Consider the following 17,192-nt stretch of genomic DNA (forward strand, 5'->3'; position numbering starts at 1 on the left):
GTGGTACCTGCCGCCTGCATTCTTTTGAGCAGGCGGGCCACGGGCCTCAGCCGAGGTCCGGCCTTCCTCGCGCCCTCTCGTTGTTCAGAGGGACACGAATGCTGCATCACCCGGGCACGACGTGCCGCGGGATGAAAGATGCTTATCAGTTCGCCTCCGTGATGAGGTCGAAGGTGTCGACATCTACTCAACTGTCGTCCCGGACAAGCGCGCGACGCGCGCGCCGATCCGGGATCCATAACCCCAGGGAGATGTGCGAGGCACGATGGTCGACCATTCTCGCCCAGCCACATCCGCCGCGGCGTATGGATCCCGGGTCGGCGTCCGCCAACGCTCCGCGTTGTCGGACTTGCCCGGGACGACATCGAATGCTTGGCGCGTTTTGGACTTCATCACCAGCAATGTGAGTTTTGCAGCGCTGCTCCGATCCATGTATTCAGCAGCCGCGCAACACGGAGGAAATGCACATGACCAAGACCGCCACCGAGATCGAGGACGACCGTCAGATCCGCGAACTGTTGCAGAACTGGGCGATCTGGCGCGATGCCGGTGATTGGGAGCGTTTCCGCACGGTGTGGCATCCGGATGGGCGGATGATGGCGACGTGGACGCAGGGCACCGGTGACGAGTTCATCGAGATCAGCAAGGCGGCCTGGGCCAAGGGTGTCAACATCCTGCACTTTCTCGGCGGCATCTCGGTCGATCTCGCCGGCCATCGCGCGATCTCCCAGACCAAGATGACGATCTCACAGCGGGCCGAGGTCGAAGGCGTCGTGTGCGACGTGCTCTGCACCGGCCGCTTCTACGACTTCCTCGAGAAGCGCGCGGGCAAATGGGGCATCGTGCTGCGCCAGCCGATCTACGAGAAGGATCGCATGGACCCGGTGACGCCGGGCGCGGTGCCGGCGCTGGATCGCGCGCTGCTGGAGCAATTTCCCGTGGGGTATCGGCATCTCGCCTATCTGCAGACGCGCATCGGCTACACGGTGAAGCGCGACATGCCCGGGCTGAAGGGGCCGGAGGTCGAAGCGCTCTATGCGCGCGGCGCCGCGTGGCTGCGGGGCGAGGGGCTGTGATCATCGGCCCCTGCGTCGCCGGTGCCGCGCTCCGAACGGAACAGCTCTCGCCGAGGGGGCTGATCCGGCGGATCTCTGGGGCCGTTACCGAGCGGGTGAGTCTTTTCGGAGTGCCTAGCGGAATCAGCGCAAGTGCTTGAATCAGAAGGGATTGTCTGTCAGCCTTGTTCCTTGGAGCGGAACCGTCGTGCGGCTATTGTATACAGGATTGGCGGTTTTCCGCCGGGAGAAGGCGGAACTTGCGCCTCCTCCCTCGTTTGATGTATACAATGACCAGCTAGAAGTATACCGCCACGAGGACACGCCATGGCCGCTTCTTTTCCGATGAATGCCTGGTACGCCGCGGCCTGGGACGCCGAGGTCAAGCAGGCCCTGCTGCCGCGGACGATCTGCGGCAAGCACGTCGTGATGTTCCGCAAGGCCGACGGCACCATCGCCGCGCTCGAAGATGCCTGCTGGCACCGGCTGGTGCCGCTGTCCAAGGGCCGGCTGGAAGGCGACACCGTCGTTTGCGGCTATCACGGCTTGAAATTCAGCCCGCAGGGCCGCTGCACCTTCATGCCGTCGCAGGAGACCATCAACCCCTCGGCCTGCGTACGTGCCTATCCGGCGGTCGAGCGGCATCGGTTCATCTGGCTGTGGATGGGCGATCCGGCGCTGGCCGATCCGGCTGCCATTCCCGACATGCACTGGAATCACGATCCGGCCTGGGCCGGCGATGGCAAGACCATCCACGTCAAATGCGACTACCGGCTGGTGGTCGACAATCTGATGGACCTCACGCACGAGACCTTCGTGCACGGCTCGTCGATCGGCAACGACGCGGTGGCGGAAGCGCCGTTCGACGTCACCCATGGCGAGCGCACCGCGACCGTGACGCGCTGGATGCGCGGCATCGAGCCGCCGCCGTTCTGGGCGAAGCAGCTCGGCAAGCCCGGTCTGGTGGACCGCTGGCAGATCATCCGCTTCGAAGCGCCGTGCACGGTGACGATCGACGTCGGCGTCGCACCGGCCGGCACGGGCGCGCCGGAGGGCGACCGCTCGCAGGGCGTCAACGGCATGGTGCTCAACACCATCACGCCGGAGACCGACAAGACCTGCCACTATTTCTGGGCGTTCGCCCGCAACTACCAGCTCCCCGAGCAGCGGCTGACGACGGAGATCCGCGAGGGCGTGTCGGGCATCTTCCGCGAAGACGAGCTGATCCTGGAAGCGCAGCAGCGCGCGATGGACGAGAATCCGGGACGCGTGTTCTACAACCTCAACATCGATGCAGGCGCAATGTGGGCACGGCGGATCATCGATCGGATGATCGCGCGCGAAACGCCGCTGCGTGAAGCCGCGGAGTAGAATGGAATGGCCGAGCGTGACAGCGAGCGTTCGATCTCGCAGACCGTACGTGCGCAGCTCACCTTGCGCGACCTGATCCTCACCGGCGGCTTGCGCCCCGGCGAGCGCATCTCCGAGCTGCAGGCGGTGGAGGCCGCCGGCGTCTCGCGCACGCCGGTGCGCATGGCGTTGGTGCGGCTCGAGGAGGAGGGGCTGCTGGAGGCCATTCCGTCCGGCGGCTTCATGGTGAAATCGTTCTCCGAGCGCGACGTGCTCGACTCCATCGAGGTGCGCGGCACGATGGAAGGACTGGCGGCGCGGCTCGCCGCCGAGCGCGGCGTGTCCGTGCGCGACACCGAGCCGATGCGCGAGTGCCTCGCCCAGATCGACGAGCTGATCGCGCCGGCCGAGCTCTCGTTCGACGCGTTCTCGGCCTATGTGGCGCTGAACGCGCGCTTTCATGCCCTGCTGGCCGAACTGTCGCGCAGCCCGCCGGTGATCCGCCAGGTCGACCGCGCCAGCGCGCTGCCGTTCGCCTCGCCGAGCGGCTTCGTGATGGCGCAATCGGCGCTGCCGGAGGCGCGTCACATCCTGGTGGTCGCGCAGGAGCATCACCGCATCGTCATCGATGCGATCGAGAACCGCGAGGGCGCCCGCGCCGAGAGCATCATGCGCGAGCATGCCCGGCTGGCGGCCCGCAACCTGCGGCTCGCCGTGAAGGCGCGTGGTCCGATGGACCTGGTGCCCGCGGCGGTGCTGATCAAGACGCAGATCAACGGCTGAGGAGGCGATCATGCGTTTCCAGGACAATTGGTCGCCTGCGACCCTGGTCTCGACACGCGACCTTGCGCCGGGCATCCGCGAATTCATCCTGCGGCCCGACGGCTACGTCTGCGCGCCCTATCCGGTCGGCAGCCACATCAAGGTCGGCGTCCTCGCCGCCGGCCAGCCCGATGTCCGCTCCTATTCGCTGGTCGGCGAGGCGGACCCGCGTGGCTACCGGATCGCCGTGCGCTTCGCCGAGGATTCCCGCGGCGGGTCGCGCTATCTGTGGTCGCTGCAGCCCGGCGCCCGGCTGGATGTGGCGAGCCCGACCTCGCTGCTGCAGGTCGATTGGCAGCGTCCGCATTATTGTCTGGTCGCCGGCGGCATCGGCATCACGCCGCTGGTCGGAGCAGCGCACGCGCTGCTGCGCAAGACGCCGAACGTCTCGCTGCACTATGCGGTGCGATCGCGCGGTGATGCGGCCTATGTCGATGAGCTCGCGGCGCTGCTCGGCGACCGTCTCACGGTGTATGCCGCGGACCAGTCGCAGCGGCTTGACCTGTCCGATCTTTTTTCGAGTCTGCCGTCCGGAGCAGCCGTGCTGTTCTGCGGACCGATGCGGATGCTGGATGCCGCGCGCAGCGCGTGGGCGGCGTGCGGCCGCGTGCCGGCCGATCTCAGCTATGAAACGTTCGGATCGAGCGGCCGGCTGTCGACCGAGCCGTTCAAGGTCCGGCTGCGCGACAGCGGCGAGGAGATCGTTGTGCCGCGCGACCGCTCGATGCTCGACGTGCTGAATGCCGCCGGCCACGAGGTCATGGCGGATTGCCGGCGCGGCGAGTGCGGCGTCTGCGCGGTCGACGTGGTCGAAGTCGAGGGCGAGATCGATCATCGCGACGTGTTCTTCAGCGCCGAGCAGAAGCACGACAGCCGCAAGCTCTGCGCCTGCGTTTCCCGCGCCCACGGCGTGGTCACGATCGACACGCTGGAACGGGCCGACGCGCTGTGAGTGCGCTGCCGGCTACTTGTCGGCGAGGCTGACCGGCGTCGCCGACGGCGGCTTGCCTGAGGACTTCCGGCCGCTCTGCTGCGCTGCGACGGCGGCGCGTGCGGCCTTCAGACGTGCATCGGTCTCCTTGTCGGCCAACAGCGCGTCGGTGAGGTTCGCTTCGGCGGTGTACGCCGCCTCGGCCGCGGCCTTGGCCGCCGCGATGTTGGCTGCGGTGGGATTGGCCTTCGCCAGCGCCTCCGCCACGTCGCGGTCGGAAATGGCCTTCTCGTTGGCCGCCAGCGCCGCATCGAGATTGGCGTCGGCGACCGTCTCGGCAGCATCGGCAGCCGCCAACGTCGCCGCGGCGGGACTGAGCGGCGGTCGGGGGCGCAATGGTTTCGCTACCGCCTGCGGCTTGACGGCCTGAGCCTGGGGCGGGAGCGCGGGCCGAGAGGATGGTGGCAGTGCCGTTGGCTGCTGGATGGGAGGCGGCTGGAGCGATGGCATGGTCGGTACGAGCCCGATCGGCACCATCCGCGCAAACGAGCTGCGCGCGTCGCGCATCAGGCCGCCCATGATGTCGTCGAGCGGGTCGGCCATCGCGGTCCCGCTCGCCGCTGCGCCAGCAAGCATGCCGATCGCGGCGGCGACGTTCCTCGACGTGATGCAGACGGCCATCGGAGCCTCCCTCGCGACGAAATCGGGCCAGCCGACCCCCGGCGCTCACCGCCTGCCTTATTCCGGAAATGGGTTTGCAGGGTGGCGCCATCGTGGAGCGGTCGCGCCTGACATGCGCCGCATCTGCCACATTGGGCTTTCAGGCGAGCTCCTCGCGCACCCGCGCCGCCGCCGCGCACATCGCCTTCAATTTCCCGAAAGCGGTCGCACGCGGCAGATATTTCATGCCACAGTCCGGCGCCACGACCAGCCGCTCCGGCGCCACCACTTTGAGGCCGTTGCGGATGCGCTCGGCGACGACCGCGACCGGCTCGACCTCGGGATTGCCGAGATCGAGGACGCCTAGCACGATGGTCTTGGTCGAGAGATCCCTGAGAACGCCGAGGTCGAGCCGCGGCTGCGCCGCCTCGATAGCGATCTGCGCGGCGTGGCAATCGGCAAGCTCGGCCAGGAACGCATATCCGCTCGGTTTGCTGGAGCCCGGCACGATGGCGGCATAACCGAAGCAGACGTGAACGATGGTGGGCACCGTAATATGATCCAGAGCCCGGTTGATCGCTTTGACGGCATAGCGCCGCGCCGCCTGCGGATTGTTGCGGACCCAGGGCTCGTCGAGCTGGATGACGTCGGCGCCGGCGCGTTGCAGGTCGCGGGCCTCGGCATTGACGACCTCGGCGAAAGCCATGGCGAGTGCCTCGTCGTCGCCGTAGAAATCGTCCTGGGCCTGCTGGCTCAATGTGAACGGCCCGGGCAGCGTGATCTTGGCGGCACGCTTGGTGTTACGGCGGAGGAACTCCATGTCGCGCAGCTCGACCGGGTGCGTCCGCGTGATCGGACCGGCGACGCGCGGCACTGGCGTCTTGATCCCGGACGGCGAGATGATGATGGCGGGATTGTCGGCATCGACGCCGTCGAGCGCGGTCGCGAACCGATTGGAGTAGCTTTCGCGCCGGATCTCGCCATCCGATACGATGTCGATCCCCGCCTGTTCCATGTCGTGGATCGCGACGATGGTCGCATCGTCCTGAGCGTCGTCGAGCAGCGGCCGGGGAATGCGCCACATGCCCTGCATGCGAATGCGGGGAACGGACTTCGAGAGCATTGCGCGATCAACCAGCCAATCCGGCTGCGGGTAGCTTCCGACCACGGTGGTCGGCAGGAGATGTCGAGGCATATTCACGCAGTGGCCCTCCCGCGGGTCCGACGGTCATCTCGGCGCCAGAATACAACCTAGCGTTTTGTTCGTCTTCGGATCGTCATGGAAATAATTCGTATTTTCTGCAGTTTATCAGTTCATCATTCGTCACGAGGCGGCATCACCGATGCAACACATCCTGATCCTCAACTCCGGCTCATCCTCGATCAAGTTCGCCTTGTTCGAGGAAGATGCCGACCTTGTGGAGACCGTGTATGGCCAGATCGAAGGGCTTGGCAGTGCCGCGCCGCATCTCGAAGCGAAGCTGAGGGGCGCTCCGCTGGCCGATGAACGCCTCGATGCAGCGAGCGCCACCGATCACGAGGCGGCTCTCGGCGTCGTGCTCGAGGTACTGCAGCGCGCCATCGGGCGCACCGAAGTCGACGCCGTCGGTCATCGCGTCGTTCATGGCGGGCTCGCTTTCACGCAGCCGATCGTCGTCAATGACGATGTTCTGAATGACCTGCAGAAGCTCATTCCGCTGGCGCCGTTGCACCAGCCTCACAATCTCTCCGGTGTCCGCGCCGCCCATCGCGCCTTTCCTGGCGCCGTGCAGGTCGCATGTTTCGACACGGCGTTCCATCGTTCGCACCCCTGGGTCAATGATACCTACGCCTTGCCGCGTGAGTTCTACGACCAAGGCATCCGCCGCTACGGCTTTCACGGCCTATCCTATGAATACGTCGTTTCGCGATTGAAGGAGATCGCTCCGCTCGACGAGAAGGGCCGGGTGGTCGTGATGCATCTCGGCAACGGTGCCTCGATGTGTGCGATCCGGGATGGGCAGAGCATCGGTTCGTCGATGGGCTTCACGGCACTCGACGGCCTGCCGATGGGCACGCGCTGCGGTCAGCTCGACCCTGGCGTCGTTCTCTATCTGCTTCAGGAGAAGCGCATGACGGCTGAAGCGGTCACCGATCTCCTCTACAATCATTCGGGCCTGAAGGGATTGTCGGGATTGTCGCAGGACATGCGCGAATTGGAGGCCGCCGGCACGCCGGAGGCGCGGCAGGCGATCGACTACTTCGTCGACCGCATCAGGCGCGAGCTCGGCGCCATGACCGCGGTCCTCTCGGGCATCGACGCGGTCGTGTTCTGCGGCGGTATCGGCGAGCACGCATGGCACATTCGCCAGCGCGTCTGCCAAGGCTTCGAATGGCTCGGGATCGTGCTGGACGAGGACCGCAATCGTGCGAACCATTCCTTGATATCTTCGGATCGATCGCGGGTGCGCGTGCGCGTGGTCCACACCAATGAGGAAATGATGATCGCGCGGCACGCCGCGCGCCTGCTGAGGCCGCAATGACTGAGATGGCCGACCAGACCTGCTGATTTGCCGCTTGCATGTCCTTGCTTTTTGGTATCATCGAGGATGAAAGAACAACAAGGCCGGTGGGGAAGCGATGGAAGGCAGCGTGGTGTTGCGTGAGGCGGACATCGAGTTCGACTACGTCGTGGTCGGTGCCGGCTCGGCCGGCTGCGTTCTCGCCAACAGGCTCAGCAGCGACGGCAAGCACACGGTGCTGCTGCTCGAGGCGGGTCCAAAGGACACCAACATCTGGATCCACGTCCCGCTCGGCTACGGCAAGCTATTCAAGGAAAAGACCGTCAACTGGATGTACCAGACCGAGCCGGAGCCCGGACTCGACGGCCGCTCCGTGTTCCAGCCGCGCGGCAAGGTGCTCGGTGGCTCCAGCTCGATCAACGGCCTGCTCTACGTGCGCGGCCAGCACGAGGATTACGACCGCTGGCGCCAGCGCGGCAATGTCGGCTGGGGCTATGACGACGTGCTGCCCTATTTCAAGCGGGCGGAAAATCAGTCCCGCGGCGCCAATGACTACCACGGCGTCGACGGCCCGCTGCCGGTGTCCGACTGGCGGCACGAGGACCCCTTGTCTGAAGCCTTCGTGAAAGCGGCGGTCGAGGCCGGGTTGCCCTTCAATGGCGACTTCAATGGTGCGAGCCAGGAGGGGGCGGGGTTCTTCCAGACGACGACCCGTCGCGGCCGCCGCGCCAGCAGCGCGGCCTCCTACCTGCGGCCGGCGCTCGGCCGCAGCAACCTCCACGTCGAGACCGACGCGCTGGCCCAGCGGATTTTGTTCGAGGGGCGCCGGGCCCGCGGCGTCACGTTCAGCCAGCGCGGCCGAATGCGGACGGCCCGCGCTCGCAAAGAGATCCTGGTGTCGAGCGGTGCCTATAACTCGCCGCAACTGCTGCAGTTGTCCGGGGTCGGTCCGGGCGAGCTGCTGAAGCAGCACGGCCTCGACGTGGTTCTCGATGCGCCCGGTGTCGGGAGTGACCTGCAGGACCATCTGCAGGTCCGCATCGTGATGCGCTGCAGCCAGCGCATCACGCTCAACGACATCGTCAACAACCCCGTGCGCAAGGTGCTGGCCGGCGCACGCTATGCGGCCTTCCGCAACGGTCCGCTGACGATCGCGGCGGGTACGGCCGGCGCGTTCTTCAAGACCGATCCGCGGCTTGCGAGCCCTGACATCCAGATCCACTTCATCCCGTTCTCGACCGACAAGATGGGCGAAAAGCTGCACACCTTCTCCGGCTTCACCGCCTCGGTCTGCCAGCTCAGGCCCGAAAGCCGCGGTTCGCTGCGGATCAGGAGCGCGGATCCGACGGTGCCGCCGGAAATCCGCATCAATTATCTCGCCAGTGAAACCGACCGGCGGGCCAACATCGAGGGCCTCCGGATCCTGCGGAAAATCCTGGCGGCACCGGCGCTGAAGCCGTATGTCTCGGATGAAGCCTATCCCGGGTCCAAGATCGTGAGCGATGACGACATCCTGGCCTACTGCCGGCAGACCGGCAGCACGATCTACCATCCGACCTCGACCTGCCGGATGGGGACCGATGCTGCCGCCGTGGTCGATCAACGCCTGCGGGTGCGCGGCGTCGACGGCCTGCGCGTGGTCGATGCCTCGATCATGCCGGATCTGGTTTCGGGCAACACCAACGCGCCGGTCATCATGATCGCGGAGAAGGCCTCCGACATGATCTTGCAGGACGCGCGCTGACGCAGGAATGAGTTCGTGACACGTTTCCGGATCGGCACCCGCAAGAGCACGATGGCCTTGGCGCAGACGGAGGAGATCGCCCGTCGGCTGCAGGCGGCGATTCCGTCGCTCGACATCGAGATCGTCAAGTTCGAGACGACGGGCGATTCCGACCAGACCAGCAAGCTGCTCACCCACGGCGGCAAGGGTGGCGCGTTCGTGGCCGAGATCCGCCGTGCCATGCTGGACGGCCGGCTGCATGCAGCGATGCACTCGCTGAAGGACATGCCGGGCAATGAGGAGACGCCCGGTCTGGTGGTTGCCGCGCTGCTGTCGCGCGATCCGCCGGGCGACGTGCTGGTGCTGCGGCGCGGGCTGTCGCTGGACCAATTCCGCAACGATGGCGGCCGGGGCTTCAAGATCGGCACCAACGCCGTGCGCCGGGCCGCCTATGCGCGGCGGCTGTTTCCGCACGCCGAGCTGATCCATTTCCGCGGCGCGGCCGACACCCGCATCCGCAAGCTCGACAATGGCGAGCTGCAGCGGCTGCCGGATGGCGGCGCCGTGGGACCGGCCGATGCGCTGATCATGGCGCGCTCCGGGCTGGAGCGGGTCGGTCTTTCTGATCGCGCCTCGTACGACTTCCCCGTCGCCGACATGCTGCCGGCGGTCGGGCAGGGCATCGTCGCCGTCGAGTGCCCTGCCTCCGATTGGGAGACGCGGCGCATCCTGGCGACGATCGACGATGCAGCGGCGCGGACCTGCGCCGACGCCGAGCGCGAGGTGCTGTGGGTGCTCAACGGCCACTGCAACTCGCCGATCGCAGGATTTTCGACCATCGACGGCGGACAGCTGACGCTGACCGCCTCGGTGCTCGACGAGGACGGCGGCCGCTTCATTGAAGCACAGCGCTCGGCGCCGGCGGATCGTCCGCGCGAGCTCGGCCGCGCGGTCGGGCTCGAGCTTCTCGCCAACGGCGCGGCCGAGCTGATCGAGCGCAGTCGGCCGCGCTAGCAAGTCATCCCTTGTAGGCGCGCACCCGCGCCAGCATCTGCTCCACATGGGCGATCGGCGTCTCCGGCAGGATGCCGTGGCCGAGGTTGAAGATGTGCCTTCCACCGGAATAGCTCGCCAGCACGTCATCGACCGCCTGGTCGAGCGCCGCGCCCCCAGTGAGCAGCGCCAGCGGATCGAGATTGCCCTGCACCGCGACCTTGCTCTGCACCCGCTCGCGCACGAGGCCCGGCTCCGCCGTCCAGTCGATGCTGACGGCATCGATTCCGGTCTCGGCGACGTAGCCCGGCAGCAATGCACCGGCGCCGCGCGGAAAGCCGATGATCTTCGCATCCGGCCGCGCCTTGCGCACGCCCTCGACGATGCGTCGCGTCGGCGCGACGGACCAGCGCGCGAACTCGCGCGGCGACAGTACCCCGGCCCAGGTGTCGAAGATCTGCAGCGCGTCGGCTCCGGCCTCCAGCTGCTTCAAGAGATAGCCGATCGAGCTGTCGACCAGCGCGTCGATGATCGTGCCGAACGCCTCGGGATGGCGATAGGCCAGCAGCCGCGCCGGTGCCTGGTCGGGCGTGCCTTGGCCCGCGACCATGTAGGTCGCGACCGTCCACGGGGCGCCGCAAAAGCCGATCAGGGCGGTGCTCGGTGGCAGCTCGGCCCGCACCCGGCGCAGCGCCTCGAACACCGCTTGCAGCTTCGACAAATCTGCCTTCGCCGACAGCGTCGCGATCTTCTCCGGCGTATCGAGCGGGTCGAGCCGCGGGCCCTCGCCGACCTCGAAGCGGACGCCGCGGCCGAGCGCATGCGGGATCACCAGAATGTCGGAAAAGATGATCGCCGCATCGAAGCCGAAGCGCCGGATCGGCTGCAGCGTCACTTCGGCCGCGAGCTCGGGATTGAAGCAGAGGTCGAGAAAGCCGCCGGCCTTGGCGCGGACCTCGCGGTACTCCGGCAAATAGCGGCCGGCCTGCCGCATCATCCAGACCGGAGGCACGCTCTGGCGCCGACCGGCCAGCACGTCGATGAAAGGCTTGTTCACGGCAGTCTCACTCACGCTCGGGCTCCGCAACCTTCGGGAACAGTTTACCGTCCGTGATACATGCCCACGCGGTTCCGGCCAAGGTCATATCGGCTCGGGAGTCGCCGGAGATGCGATCGTCCCCACAGTTGCGGGACGTCACATCGAGGGGAACACGTCCGTCGCCCCTGCGTTGTCGTTCCACAGGGAGATCGATCATGGCTGAGAAATTCAATCCCGCGCCGCACGACAAGCACGCGGTTGATCCGCGCGAAGCTGCGCGTCTCGACCGTGCGACTGCAACGCAGCTCGACAAGGGACTGATGGACACGTTTCCGGCATCGGATCCGGTGAGCCTGCAGCAGCCCTCGACGACCCGCGTGAAGGGCGATGACGTTGACCTGGACCATTCGCCATCGCTTTGGGAAAAGGTGCGATCGGTGTTCGTTCGCTGAACTAACAGGCTAAACGCCCGCCTCGAGCGTGGCGCCGCCGTTGTTTGTCCGTAGTAGTACGGGAGCGGCCGTAGTCTTACGGGTCGGTGCGGACGCCCTCGGACCAATCGCATTTCAGAGTTAAATAAGATGTCCATGGGACTCTCGCGGCGTCCGGAGAGTCCCGCGGAATGGACATTGGTGCGACCAGAGTTGATCGAAGCCGCCTGCCAATGTGGGCGGCTGGCGTGCTTGCGCTCGTGTCGGTCACGATTCTCGCTTACAGCGTATGGGGCGAATGGACTTCCCGACAGGCGGAGGTACGCAATGCCGAAACCGATCTCGGCAACCTCGCTCACTCGCTCACCCAGCACGTCGAGGATACCTTCGAGCTTGCGGATTCGCTGTTGCGCGGCGTCGTCGCCGCGCTCGAGACCGATGACGGCAAGCCCGGTGCGATCGCCCGACTGCAGACGATTCTGAAGACGAGGAAGGCCAATCTCGGCCGCATCCGGGGCATCTTCGCCTATGGCGAAAACGGCGACTGGCTTGCCACCACCGAGGACGTCACGCTCACCAACTACAACAATGCCGATCGCGACTACTTCGCACACCACAGGATTTCGGCCGATCGCTCCCTGCTGATCGGTCGTCCGGTGCAGAGCAGGGCCGGCGGTCAATGGGTCATCACCCTGTCGCGGCGCTGGAATCACGCGGATGGCCGGTTCGGCGGCGTCGTGCTGGCAACCATCGACGTTGCCTATTTTGCTCAGTTCTACCGTCAGTTTGCCGTCGGTCGTCAGGGCACGATCAGCCTGATGAGCCGTGACGGAGCCGTCCTCGCCGACAATGCGGAACCGGACCCGCGGACACTTGGGCGCCCCATACCTGAAGCGATACCCTATCATCCGGCGTCGGGGCCATTGCATTTCCGGCGGCTCGGCGAACCGTCCGAACGCATCGGGTTCTATCAGCACGCGCAGCGCTATCCGTTCCTCATTCTCGTGACGCGCACCGAGGCGGAGGTCCTGGCGGAATGGACGCGTGACGCGCTGGTCCGGCTGACGGTGCTGGTCTGTCTGGTTGCGCTGGTCATCGCGATCGGCATCTTCCTCGCGAAGCAGTTGCTGCAGCGGCAGCAGCTCGCCGCGGCGCTGGCGGCAAAGGAGGAGAACTTCAGGTTGCTCGCCGAAGGCTCCAGCGACATCGTGACGCGGATCGAGCTGGACGACTGCATCGGCTACGTTTCGCCGTCGACCATGCGCGTGCTGGGCTGGCACCCGTCGCAGCTCCTGGGCAAGCGCGCGCTGTCCGGTGTGCATCCGCTCGATCGCCCGCAACTGCAGGAGATCCTCGATCAGCTCAGGAGGGGCGCTGTCGACGAGGCGCGCGCCACCTATCGCATGCGTCGCCGCGACAAATCTGAGATCTGGGTCGAGACCACGATCCGCGCCACCCGTCAGCCGGATGGCGCGCTCGACGGCTTCGTCGCCGTCACCCGCGACGTGACGCAGCAGAAGACGCTGCAGGGCCGGCTCGAGACGCTGGCCATCGAGGACGGCCTCACCGGGCTCGCCAACCGCCGCCGGTTCGACGAGCGGCTGCTGGAGGAGTGGGGCAGGGCCTACCGCGACAAGACTTCGCTGGCGCTGCTGATGATCGACATCGACCACTTCAAGGCCTTCAACGACGCCTATGGCCACCCGGCCGGCGACGAATGCCTGCACACCGTGGCCGGCATTCTGGCCGACGAGGCGCAGCGCAGCTCGGATCTGGCGGCCCGCTACGGCGGCGAGGAGTTCGCCGTCCTGCTGCCGAACACCGATGCCGGGGGCTGCGCCAGGCTCGGCGAGCGGATCAGGCGGGCACTGCACGAGGCCCGCATCGTCCACGATCACAACCCGGCGGGCATCGTCACCGCGAGCATCGGCGGCGCGGTGTGCCGGCCCGGCTTCGAGCGCTCCGCCGGCCCGGCCTCGCTGATCGAGGCGGCCGACCGCGCGCTCTATGCCGCCAAGGACGCCGGCCGCGACCGCCTGATCATGGCCGGCGAGGTGATCGATCTGCCCGCCGGCAAGGCGCCGGCGACCGTCCCGGCCTGAGATCGCCGCCCGCTCAGTAGTGCGGCGGAGGCTCATTGCGCGGCCCCTCGGCGTTGCCTTGCGCGTCCTCGAGCCGCTCGACCAGCAGGGCGATCCGCCGCTTCAGCGCGTCGATCTCGCGCCACTGCGCAGTGATGGTCTGGTTCAGCGTCTCGATCGTGTCGTCCTGGAAGGTGAGGCGCATCTCCAGCGTGTCGATCCGCTCGCCGAGCTCCGCGTTGGATGGCTCAGAACTGCTCATCGCGTGCGCCCTCCGGAGCGGCCTTGATGGTGGCCTCGCTGTGCTCCCGCAGCCCGTGACCGAGCGCCACCCGTTCGTCGAACACGAAACAGCCGCCGCGCCAGCGGCTCTCGGATTCCGGGATCTCCTCGAGATACTTCAGGATGCCCCCCTTGAGGTGGTAGACCTCGGAAAAGCCGCGCGCCAGCAGCAGCGCGCTCGCCTTCTCGCAGCGGATGCCGCCGGTGCAGAACATCGCGATCCGCTTGTGCCTGGCAGGATCGAGTGCGTGTTCTGCAAAATCCTTGAACTGCCCGAAGCTCTGCAGGCCTGGATCGACCGCGCCTTCGAACGTCCCCATCGCCACCTCGAACGCATTCCGGGTGTCGAGCACGACGGTATCCGGCGCGGTGATCAGCGCGTTCCAATCGGCGGGACTGACATAGGTCCCGACCTGCCGGGTCGGATCGGCGGCGGGATCGCCGAGCGTCACGATCTCCCGCTTCAGCCGCACCTTGAGGCGCCGGAACGGCATGGCCGTGGCGCGCGAGTATTTCAGCTCCAGATTGTCCAGCCGGCCGTCGAACAGCGTTCCGTCGCGAAACGCGCCTACCAGGGCGGCAATTGCCGGCTCGGTCCCGGCCACGGTGCCGTTGATGCCCTCCTCGGCCAGCAGGACGCTGCCCCTGATGCCGCGCTCGGCGCAAAAGGCGTGGAGCGGCGCGCGCAGGTCGCGAAAATCCGGCAGGGCGACGAACTGATAGAAGGCGGCGACGGCGAGGGGCATGCGGCCGTTTACCAGCAGAGCTGACCATAGAAAAGCTGGTATCCCCGGGCATTGCCGAGCCTGGAAGGAATGTGCGATGTAGCCGGCCAGCACTGGTATTCCAACCACCACACGATCACGCAGCGAGCAACGATGAGAAGCTTCCACTTCCCAGGCAGGTCGACGGTCCACGCCCAGAACGGAATGATCGCGACATCGCACCCGCAGGCGGCGCTGGCCGGGATCGAGGTGCTGCGGGCCGGGGGCACCGCGGCCGACGCCGCGGTGGCAGCCTGCGCCCTGCTCGGCGTGATCGAGCCGCAATCGACCGGCATCGGCGGCGACTGCTTCGCCTTGGTACAGCCCAGGGGCGAAAGCCGGATCATGGCCTATAACGGCTCGGGTCGGGCGCCCGCCGCCGCGACCGTGGACTGGTACCTCGAGCGCAAGATCCATTCGGTCCCCCTGACCTCGGCCCATGCGGTGTCCGTCCCCGGCGCGATCGATGCCTGGGACCGCATCCTGCGCGACCACGGCCGGCTCGGGCTCGACCGGCTGCTGCAGCCCGCGATCCGCGCCGCGGAGGACGGCTATGTGGTGGCGCCGCGTGTCGCGTTCGACTGGAACAACCAGTTCGAGAAGCTCAAGAACGGCACCAACACCGCGCGCTACTTTCTGCCGCATGGCAAGGCGGCAGCGGTCGGTGACGTGATCCGCCAGCCGGAGCTGGCGCAGACCCTGCGCGTCATCGCCAAGGAGGGGGCGAAGGGCTTCTACACCGGCGCCGTCGCCGAGGACATGGTGCAGACCCTGCGCGGCATCGGCGGCCTGCACACCTTGGAGGATTTCGCCAACCACCAGACCGAGGTGACCTCGCCGATCGGCACCACCTACAAGGATTACGACGTCTGGCAGTGCCCGCCCAACGGTCCGGGCATCACCATGCTGGTGATGCTCAACATCCTCTCGCGCTTCGACCTCACGCGCATCGATCCGCTCAGCGTCGAGCGCTTCCACCTCGAGGCCGAGGCCGCCCGTATCGCCTACATGATGCGCGAGCAGCACATCGGCGATCCCGCGCACATGACGACCGAGGTCGCGAGCATCCTCGCCAAGGAGTTCGCCGACGAGTACATCTCGCAGATCAGCCTCGACAAGCTGCTCGACCTGCCGAACGTCGCGCCGCCGATGAATCCGGAGACCGTCTACATCACGGTCGTCGACCGCGACCGCAACGTCTGCTCCTTCATCAACTCGATCGCGCATTCGTTCGGCTCGGCGATCGTCTCCAACGAGACCGGCGTGCTGCTGCAGAACCGCGCCGGCGGCTTCCGCATCCAGCCGGGCCATCCGAACTGCATCGGCCCGGGCAAGCGTCCGCTGCACACGATCATTCCGGCGCTCGCCACCAAGGCGGGCCGCGCCCAGATGTCGTTCGGCGTCATGGGCGGCCAGTATCAGCCGGTCGGCCAGACCCACGTTCTGACCAACATCCTCGACTACGGCTGCGACGTGCAGGAAGCGATCGATATGGCCAGGGGTCTGCATTACGAGGGCGTCTATCAGCTCGAGGACGGCGTGCCGGCCGAGGTGGTCGAGGGCTTGCAGAAGATCGGCCACAAGACCACCAAGGTGGTGTCGCCGCTCGGCGGCGGTCAGGCGATCTGGATCGACTGGGACAAGGGCACGCTCACCGGCGGCTCCGACCCGCGCAAGGACGGCTGCGCGCTGGGGTATTGAGGCGGCGCCATTCGTCATCGCGAGCGCAGCGACGCGATCCAGAGCCGTGGCTGTCACTCTGGATTGCTTCGTCGCTTCGCTCCTCGCAATGACGATGGTGGCTACGCAAGCTGCATCCACACACACCACTGTCGTCCCGGCCTTGCGCCGGGACCCATGACCCCAGGCAGTGGTTTGAGGCAGGCCAGCCGTTAGTTCTTCGCACGTCACGTCCGCCGCGGCGTATGGGTCCGGATCGGCGCCGCGACACGCGGCGCGCGTCACGGCTTGTCCGGGACGACGGCGGTGGACGGGGGCGGATACACGGCTCAAACAACGATCGACACATGGTCTCGTTCTCGCGGCACGGACGCCCGAGGTCTGCGATCAGTTCGTCCCTCTCGAAAGGCAGAGGGCGCAGGGAATGCCGGGTGAAGGCCTCACCCATGGCCCGCCTGCGAAAAAAATGCAGGCGGCAGGTACCACAGGCAAAGCCGATTCAACCGGCATTCCCTGCGCGACGGTCTTCACGCTTATACGCAGTCTCCCTGGTGCGCCGGGCTTGTTGGCCACCATTGCGACAATGCGCTTGCGCGCACTGCGCGTGATACCAGCATCGGGGTATCAGGACGCTGCGACTTCACGTCCGCGAGCTGCCGTTCGTCCGCGCATCCGAAAATGCGCTGCGGCTTCATCGCGGCCATCGCTCCCCGCCTCGCGTGTCGTGACGATCGCGCGCAACGCCCCTCCGCAATGAGGCGGGATGCGCGGAGATAATCATGATTTCCGATTATTGGCAAGAGGATTATTTTTTTCGGAAACAGGTGCCGGGCTGGTCAGCCGCTCCCGCATGAGCTAAACCGCGGCTCCCGTGAACGAG

General features: G+C 66.6%; 15 protein-coding genes. 10 read left to right on the top strand and 5 right to left on the bottom strand.

What is annotated here, in order from left to right; translation table 11 throughout:
- Window positions 1–467: 467 nt before the first annotated feature.
- The 4 genes from ACQR03_RS11675 to ACQR03_RS11690 all read left to right on the top strand — a co-directional run bounded on the left by ACQR03_RS11675 (window position 468) and on the right by ACQR03_RS11690 (window position 4,179).
- On the top strand, window positions 468–1,076 hold the full coding sequence (locus ACQR03_RS11675) for a nuclear transport factor 2 family protein (protein ID WP_315750349.1): 609 nt from the start codon (window positions 468–470) through the stop codon (window positions 1,074–1,076).
- Window positions 1,077–1,382: 306 nt separating this feature from the next.
- Window positions 1,383–2,426, top strand: coding sequence for an aromatic ring-hydroxylating dioxygenase subunit alpha (locus tag ACQR03_RS11680; protein WP_315750350.1), 1,044 nt, complete (start codon window positions 1,383–1,385; stop codon window positions 2,424–2,426).
- A gap of 6 nt (window positions 2,427–2,432) precedes the next feature.
- Window positions 2,433–3,188: a GntR family transcriptional regulator gene (locus ACQR03_RS11685; RefSeq protein WP_315718241.1), complete on the top strand. Its 756-nt coding sequence runs from the start codon at window positions 2,433–2,435 to the stop codon at window positions 3,186–3,188.
- A 10-nt stretch (window positions 3,189–3,198) separates the two neighbouring features.
- Entirely contained in the window at window positions 3,199–4,179 is a 981-nt protein-coding gene (locus ACQR03_RS11690; RefSeq protein WP_315718243.1) for a PDR/VanB family oxidoreductase, read from the top strand.
- A 12-nt stretch (window positions 4,180–4,191) separates the two neighbouring features.
- Here ACQR03_RS11690 and ACQR03_RS11695 read toward each other — a convergent pair whose 3' ends face one another.
- Both ACQR03_RS11695 and ACQR03_RS11700 read right to left on the bottom strand, forming a co-directional pair.
- Window positions 4,192–4,839, bottom strand: a complete 648-nt coding sequence (locus tag ACQR03_RS11695; protein ID WP_315750352.1) for a hypothetical protein — start codon at window positions 4,837–4,839, stop codon at window positions 4,192–4,194.
- A gap of 139 nt (window positions 4,840–4,978) precedes the next feature.
- The gene (locus ACQR03_RS11700) at window positions 4,979–6,013 is read right to left on the bottom strand and encodes a cobalamin-independent methionine synthase II family protein (protein WP_316193225.1); all 1,035 of its coding nucleotides are present in this window, start codon (window positions 6,011–6,013) and stop codon (window positions 4,979–4,981) included.
- 148 nt (window positions 6,014–6,161) lie between these two features.
- Here ACQR03_RS11700 and ACQR03_RS11705 point away from each other — a divergent pair, with 148 nt between their 5' ends.
- The 3 genes from ACQR03_RS11705 (at window position 6,162) to hemC (ending at window position 10,056) form a co-directional block, all read left to right on the top strand.
- The gene (locus ACQR03_RS11705) at window positions 6,162–7,340 is read left to right on the top strand and encodes an acetate/propionate family kinase (RefSeq protein WP_316201138.1); all 1,179 of its coding nucleotides are present in this window, start codon (window positions 6,162–6,164) and stop codon (window positions 7,338–7,340) included.
- A gap of 97 nt (window positions 7,341–7,437) precedes the next feature.
- Window positions 7,438–9,063 (top strand): GMC family oxidoreductase, encoded by a 1,626-nt coding sequence (locus ACQR03_RS11710; RefSeq protein WP_316201137.1) that lies wholly within the window; start codon window positions 7,438–7,440, stop codon window positions 9,061–9,063.
- Between the two features lie 15 nt (window positions 9,064–9,078).
- Window positions 9,079–10,056, top strand: a complete 978-nt coding sequence (hemC, locus tag ACQR03_RS11715; RefSeq protein ID WP_315718248.1) for a hydroxymethylbilane synthase — start codon at window positions 9,079–9,081, stop codon at window positions 10,054–10,056.
- A 4-nt stretch (window positions 10,057–10,060) separates the two neighbouring features.
- On the opposite strand, the gene hemE is transcribed toward hemC, so the two are convergent.
- The gene (hemE, locus tag ACQR03_RS11720) at window positions 10,061–11,092 is read right to left on the bottom strand and encodes a uroporphyrinogen decarboxylase (RefSeq protein WP_410052180.1); all 1,032 of its coding nucleotides are present in this window, start codon (window positions 11,090–11,092) and stop codon (window positions 10,061–10,063) included.
- Window positions 11,093–11,289: 197 nt separating this feature from the next.
- Here hemE and ACQR03_RS11725 point away from each other — a divergent pair, with 197 nt between their 5' ends.
- Both ACQR03_RS11725 and ACQR03_RS11730 read left to right on the top strand, forming a co-directional pair.
- Window positions 11,290–11,526, top strand: coding sequence for a hypothetical protein (locus tag ACQR03_RS11725; RefSeq protein WP_315718250.1), 237 nt, complete (start codon window positions 11,290–11,292; stop codon window positions 11,524–11,526).
- 170 nt (window positions 11,527–11,696) lie between these two features.
- Complete coding sequence (locus tag ACQR03_RS11730; protein WP_434841250.1) at window positions 11,697–13,607, top strand: diguanylate cyclase; 1,911 nt, start codon at window positions 11,697–11,699, stop codon at window positions 13,605–13,607.
- 13 nt (window positions 13,608–13,620) lie between these two features.
- Here ACQR03_RS11730 and ACQR03_RS11735 read toward each other — a convergent pair whose 3' ends face one another.
- Both ACQR03_RS11735 and ACQR03_RS11740 read right to left on the bottom strand, forming a co-directional pair.
- Complete coding sequence (locus ACQR03_RS11735) at window positions 13,621–13,848, bottom strand: SlyX family protein (RefSeq protein WP_315718252.1); 228 nt, start codon at window positions 13,846–13,848, stop codon at window positions 13,621–13,623.
- On the bottom strand, window positions 13,835–14,614 hold the full coding sequence (locus tag ACQR03_RS11740; RefSeq protein WP_316201135.1) for a rhodanese-related sulfurtransferase: 780 nt from the start codon (window positions 14,612–14,614) through the stop codon (window positions 13,835–13,837). The genes ACQR03_RS11735 and ACQR03_RS11740 overlap by 14 nt, the downstream gene beginning before the upstream one ends.
- 132 nt (window positions 14,615–14,746) lie before the next feature.
- On the opposite strand from ACQR03_RS11740, the gene ggt reads away from it, so the two are divergent.
- On the top strand, window positions 14,747–16,333 hold the full coding sequence (gene ggt / locus ACQR03_RS11745) for a gamma-glutamyltransferase (protein ID WP_315718254.1): 1,587 nt from the start codon (window positions 14,747–14,749) through the stop codon (window positions 16,331–16,333).
- Window positions 16,334–17,192: the final 859 nt, after the last annotated feature.

This window comes from Bradyrhizobium sp. HKCCYLS3070, from assembly GCF_051167575.1.
Taxonomy (GTDB): domain Bacteria; phylum Pseudomonadota; class Alphaproteobacteria; order Rhizobiales; family Xanthobacteraceae; genus Bradyrhizobium.

What these genes read in the sequence shown, in the direction of transcription:
- ACQR03_RS11740 (WP_316201135.1), bottom strand. Translation starts at nt 14,614, where the DNA reads ATGCCCCTCGCCGTCGCCGCCTTCTATCAGTTCGTCGCCCTGCCGGAT.
- ACQR03_RS11695 (WP_315750352.1), bottom strand. Translation starts at nt 4,839, where the DNA reads ATGGCCGTCTGCATCACGTCGAGGAACGTCGCCGCCGCGATCGGCATG.
- ACQR03_RS11735 (WP_315718252.1), bottom strand. Translation starts at nt 13,848, where the DNA reads ATGAGCAGTTCTGAGCCATCCAACGCGGAGCTCGGCGAGCGGATCGAC.
- ggt (WP_315718254.1), top strand. Translation starts at nt 14,747, where the DNA reads ATGAGAAGCTTCCACTTCCCAGGCAGGTCGACGGTCCACGCCCAGAAC.
- ACQR03_RS11680 (WP_315750350.1), top strand. Translation starts at nt 1,383, where the DNA reads ATGGCCGCTTCTTTTCCGATGAATGCCTGGTACGCCGCGGCCTGGGAC.
- ACQR03_RS11730 (WP_434841250.1), top strand. Translation starts at nt 11,697, where the DNA reads ATGGACATTGGTGCGACCAGAGTTGATCGAAGCCGCCTGCCAATGTGG.
- ACQR03_RS11685 (WP_315718241.1), top strand. Translation starts at nt 2,433, where the DNA reads ATGGCCGAGCGTGACAGCGAGCGTTCGATCTCGCAGACCGTACGTGCG.
- ACQR03_RS11700 (WP_316193225.1), bottom strand. Translation starts at nt 6,013, where the DNA reads ATGCCTCGACATCTCCTGCCGACCACCGTGGTCGGAAGCTACCCGCAG.
- ACQR03_RS11705 (WP_316201138.1), top strand. Translation starts at nt 6,162, where the DNA reads ATGCAACACATCCTGATCCTCAACTCCGGCTCATCCTCGATCAAGTTC.
- ACQR03_RS11690 (WP_315718243.1), top strand. Translation starts at nt 3,199, where the DNA reads ATGCGTTTCCAGGACAATTGGTCGCCTGCGACCCTGGTCTCGACACGC.
- ACQR03_RS11725 (WP_315718250.1), top strand. Translation starts at nt 11,290, where the DNA reads ATGGCTGAGAAATTCAATCCCGCGCCGCACGACAAGCACGCGGTTGAT.
- ACQR03_RS11675 (WP_315750349.1), top strand. Translation starts at nt 468, where the DNA reads ATGACCAAGACCGCCACCGAGATCGAGGACGACCGTCAGATCCGCGAA.
- ACQR03_RS11710 (WP_316201137.1), top strand. Translation starts at nt 7,438, where the DNA reads ATGGAAGGCAGCGTGGTGTTGCGTGAGGCGGACATCGAGTTCGACTAC.